5 protein-coding genes and 1 pseudogene are annotated in these 4,080 nt (G+C 40.9%); 4 read left to right on the top strand and 2 right to left on the bottom strand.

All coding sequences use genetic code 11. From position 1 onward, the window contains the following. Positions 1 to 923 (top strand): transketolase family protein (locus AACW06_RS18790; protein WP_272956773.1); only part of this gene is annotated, 923 nt, incomplete at its 5' end. A 90-nt stretch (positions 924 to 1,013) separates the two neighbouring features. Here the strand turns inward: AACW06_RS18790 and AACW06_RS18795 are convergent. Continuing rightward, a complete protein-coding gene (locus AACW06_RS18795) occupies positions 1,014 to 1,628 on the bottom strand; it encodes an OmpA family protein (protein WP_192076235.1) in 615 nt (204 codons plus the stop codon). Positions 1,629 to 1,783: 155 nt separating this feature from the next. On the opposite strand from AACW06_RS18795, the gene AACW06_RS18800 reads away from it, so the two are divergent. Next, complete coding sequence (locus AACW06_RS18800; protein ID WP_192076236.1) at positions 1,784 to 2,410, top strand: thiol:disulfide interchange protein DsbA/DsbL; 627 nt, start codon at positions 1,784 to 1,786, stop codon at positions 2,408 to 2,410. Between the two features lie 16 nt (positions 2,411 to 2,426). Beyond that, positions 2,427 to 2,900, top strand: coding sequence for an FKBP-type peptidyl-prolyl cis-trans isomerase (locus AACW06_RS18805; RefSeq protein WP_168524613.1), 474 nt, complete (start codon positions 2,427 to 2,429; stop codon positions 2,898 to 2,900). A 31-nt stretch (positions 2,901 to 2,931) separates the two neighbouring features. Here the strand turns inward: AACW06_RS18805 and AACW06_RS18810 are convergent, their stop codons facing one another. Next, on the bottom strand, positions 2,932 to 3,534 hold the full coding sequence (locus AACW06_RS18810; protein ID WP_272956774.1) for a beta-phosphoglucomutase family hydrolase: 603 nt from the start codon (positions 3,532 to 3,534) through the stop codon (positions 2,932 to 2,934). A gap of 170 nt (positions 3,535 to 3,704) precedes the next feature. Here AACW06_RS18810 and AACW06_RS18815 point away from each other — a divergent pair. After that, positions 3,705 to 3,980 (top strand): annotated as a pseudogene (locus tag AACW06_RS18815) (methyl-accepting chemotaxis protein); the annotation flags it as partial. Positions 3,981 to 4,080: the final 100 nt, after the last annotated feature.

The raw sequence follows: 4,080 nt of genomic DNA on the forward strand, positions 1-4,080 counted from the left end.
AAGCGTCACAAAATGCGCTTGAAGCCTTTGGTGCAATGCTACCAGAATTTATGGGCGGCTCTGCTGACTTAGCACCTTCTAACCTTACTATGTGGTCTGGTTCTAAATCACTGACTGCGGAAGATTTCTCAGGTAACTACATTCACTACGGTGTGCGTGAATTCGGTATGACTGCCATCATGAACGGTATTGCGCTTCATGGCGGTTTCGTTCCTTACGGCGCAACGTTCCTAATGTTTATGGAATACGCACGTAATGCAATGCGCATGGCCGCTCTGATGAAAATTCAGAACATTCAAGTGTACACGCACGACTCTATCGGCTTGGGTGAAGATGGCCCTACCCACCAACCAGTTGAGCAAATTGCTTCACTGCGTTTAACACCAAACATGAGCACATGGCGTCCATGTGACCAGGTAGAATCAGCAGTAGCTTGGAAACTGGCGATTGAGCGTAAAGATGGCCCATCTGCGCTTATCTTCTCTCGTCAAAATCTAGCACAGCAAGAGCGTACTGTTGAGCAAGTGGCTAACATTGCTAAGGGTGGTTATATCCTGAAAGACAGCGATGGTAAGCCTGAGCTAATCCTAATTGCGACAGGTTCAGAAGTTGAGCTAGCAGTGAAAGCCGCAGAGCAACTAACCGCAGAAGGTAAGAAAGTACGCGTGGTATCGATGCCTGCTACTGATGCATTTGACAAGCAAGATGCCGCTTACCGCGAAGCAGTATTGCCAGCAGACGTGACTAAACGTATCGCGATTGAAGCAGGTATTGCGGATTTCTGGTACAAGTACGTTGGCTTTGGCGGCAAGATCATCGGTATGACCACCTTTGGTGAGTCAGCGCCTGCTGATCAGTTGTTCGAAATGTTTGGCTTCACCACTGAAAACGTAGTGAAAACAGCAAATGAGCTGCTTGCTTAATTGACTTTAGGCATACAAAAACAAAAAGCCCCGCTTGCAATAAGTGGGGCTTTTTCATGTAATGCTTATGATGTGTGAGAACCAAGTAAATTAATTGTTTGATACAATAAACAGTACTTCAACACGACGATTGCATGCTTTGCCTACTTTGGTTTGATTGGTACAAGCAGGAACATATTCACCATAACCACGGGTAAAAATGGAATCCATTGCAACATTATTCTTCACCAGTGTGTTTTTGACCGCTTTTGCTCGATTCATTGATAAACGATCATTAAAATTTGCGACACCTGTACTATCAGCATGGCCATCAATAACAATATCAATACTTGGCTCTGAGGCAAGATAACTACCCATCATGCTCAACCATTGCTGCGAATTAGACGAAACCTGCGAAGAACCCGTTTCAAACTTAACGGTATCTTTTAATTTCACCATAATGTGATTACCCGGCAATACTTCATAATCCACACCATTTTTCAATAAGAAATGTTGTAATGAGTCATAGCTACCTGTACGTTGTTGACCCATTGGCCCTTGAACACCAGTCGAGGCTAACTTAGGAGCGCTTCCCCACTCGGGATAAAGTACATCAAAATCACCTTTAGGTGCTTCATTTAATAGATTGTCACTAAACATACGATCAGTGGCCAAACTTCCACAACCCGTCAACAACATTAATAATGGCAAAACTAAATACTTCATCCGAATACCACTCTATAAACTCTCTACAAAGACTATATCGGCCAACAGCGTAAAACTTTATAACTATTTTGATGGCAATTTACTGATGGTTTCTGTTTTTCTTGTTATCTGAAGCCGTTAGAATGTGGCTCTTATTCTTCGACAAGAAATCTTATATGAAAAAAATCATCTTCCAATACTTGGGCTTAGTTGCAGCTTTACTCGCTATCGCCGGTTGCAGTGATAGCAATACCCCACAAGAAGGTAAGCAATATCAACAACTGCCAGTTAACCTATCAACTTATCGTTTACCTGCTGTGACTGAAGTTTTCGCCTTAACTTGCGGCCATTGCCGTAAAATGGAAAGTGTTATCCCTCAACTAGAAAAAGCGACTGGAGAAACTTTCGGTAAATTGCATGTTACATTTAATGAAGGTGCTCAAATTGGCGCAATGATTTATTACACAGCCGTAATGCAATTAAATTCAGTACCAGATCACCAGATGATGGAAGCGCTTTTTTCTGTAGTGCAGATGGGAGAAGAGGTCACCTCACCTGAGCGCAAAAAAGCTATTGAGCTTGTATTCTCAGAGCGCAACTTAGTTAGCCCTTATGCTTTGGATGCAGAACAACAAAAACAACTGCTTCAAACAATGATGATGGCAGAAGAAGTTTCGGTGAAAGGACAAATTAACTCCGTTCCTACTTTTATCGTAAAAGGCAAATACCTTGTTATGACCTCTGGCCATAACGACGCAGATGGTATCGCCAATACCATCTCTTATCTACTGACTCAACCTTAATATAGGCTTAAAGATTATGTCTAAATTTGTATTCCCACTTATTATTTTCATACTGGCTGGTTTCTTTATCTACCGCACATGGACCAACCATAAAGCAGCGGATGAAAACTTCACCCTAGGACAAGCGTTCCTCACAGAAAACGCGAAACAAGAAGGAGTGATGATCACGGAAAGTGGCCTTCAGTATAAAGTACTGCAAGAAGGCACTGGCACTGTTCATCCTAAATCCAACAGCCGAGTTAAAGTGCATTACCATGGTACATTGACGGATGGTACCGTATTCGATAGCTCGGTTGAGCGCAACGACCCCATTACTTTTGGTTTAAACCAAGTAATTAAAGGCTGGCAGGAAGGTTTACAACTTATGGTCGAAGGACAAAAAATGCGCCTGTTCATTCCTAGTAACTTAGGCTATGGCAAAGGTGGCAGTGGTCCTATCCCACCAGCAGCAGTACTGATTTTTGACGTTGAACTAATTGAAATTCAATAATAAATGAGCCGCGAAAGCGGCTCATTTTCGATTATAAATAGGGATAAAAAACCAACCTGCCATTTTCTACCATTACGCAATCCATACCACCAGAATGAGCGGCCTGTTTACCTAAATCGGTATCTTCAAACACCACACACTGATTCGCTTGCAACCCCAACAAACTTGCAGCTTGTAGAAAAGTGTCTGGATTAGGTTTATGGTTCTTTACGTCTGACGCCGTTACTATAGCGTCAAATTTGTCTAACAATCCTGATTTTGTAAGAAGCTTGATTGCACTTTGTCTTTGGCTACCCGTCCCTACCGCCATTTTTTTATTACCATAAAAATGCTTAACCACATCGTGAGTACAAGGAATAACCTCTCCATAGTTTTCCATTTCTGAAAATACGGCCATTTTAAAGTTGGCCACAAGCTGTGGATCAAGTCCAAGGTGGTGCTGTTTATTAATTTCCGCAACAATTTTAAAACTCGGCATACCACCTAAGCTATGTAACCATTGATGCGAAAAAGGAAATTTAAAGTGTTGCGCCGTTTGCGACCACGCTTGCAAATGGGCTGGCATGGTATCAAGTAGCGTGCCATCCATATCAAAAATCAAGCCTTGATAACGTTCCAAATCAATGTATTGCAAATCTTCCACCATAAAAATAATAATTAAAAATCAGAATGTTATGCATAAAAATTGGATTGAATGTAACTTTTCCATATCTATTAATTGCTATGCTTCGAGTTTAAACCTAACATTCTAATAACAAAGACAACAATTAAACTTAAGTTTATTTCACGTAGGTAAGTAATCTCATGAATATTAAGCAGAAATTATATTCACTAGGTGTCGTTGCTATTGCGGGTGTGATATCAATATTGTTAACAAGCTCACACTTTGCTAAAACAACCGATGAACTCAATCAAGCCATTAATTTAGTCGCTAAACTTGAAATTAGGCTGCTCAATTTGCGGCGTAATGAAAAAGATTTTCTACTAAGGGAAGATTTAAAATATCTCGAAACTTTTAAAAAAAATAGTGATCTTTTCTTAACACTGGAAAAGGGCGTTGTTGATCAAATCAGTTTGAAGAACAATAACACCATATATGACTAGCCGTTAGCTTCTGACGGGCATACCTAGTCCTATGACTTTGTTTATAGCTTTAACATTCGCCATGATTTCGCCCACT

It is taken from the genome of Vibrio sp. S12_S33 (genome assembly GCF_963889785.1).
GTDB classification, from domain to species: Bacteria; Pseudomonadota; Gammaproteobacteria; order Enterobacterales; family Vibrionaceae; genus Vibrio; species Vibrio aestuarianus.

What these genes read in the sequence shown, in the direction of transcription:
- AACW06_RS18795 (WP_192076235.1), bottom strand. Translation starts at nt 1,628, where the DNA reads ATGAAGTATTTAGTTTTGCCATTATTAATGTTGTTGACGGGTTGTGGA.
- AACW06_RS18800 (WP_192076236.1), top strand. Translation starts at nt 1,784, where the DNA reads ATGAAAAAAATCATCTTCCAATACTTGGGCTTAGTTGCAGCTTTACTC.
- AACW06_RS18805 (WP_168524613.1), top strand. Translation starts at nt 2,427, where the DNA reads ATGTCTAAATTTGTATTCCCACTTATTATTTTCATACTGGCTGGTTTC.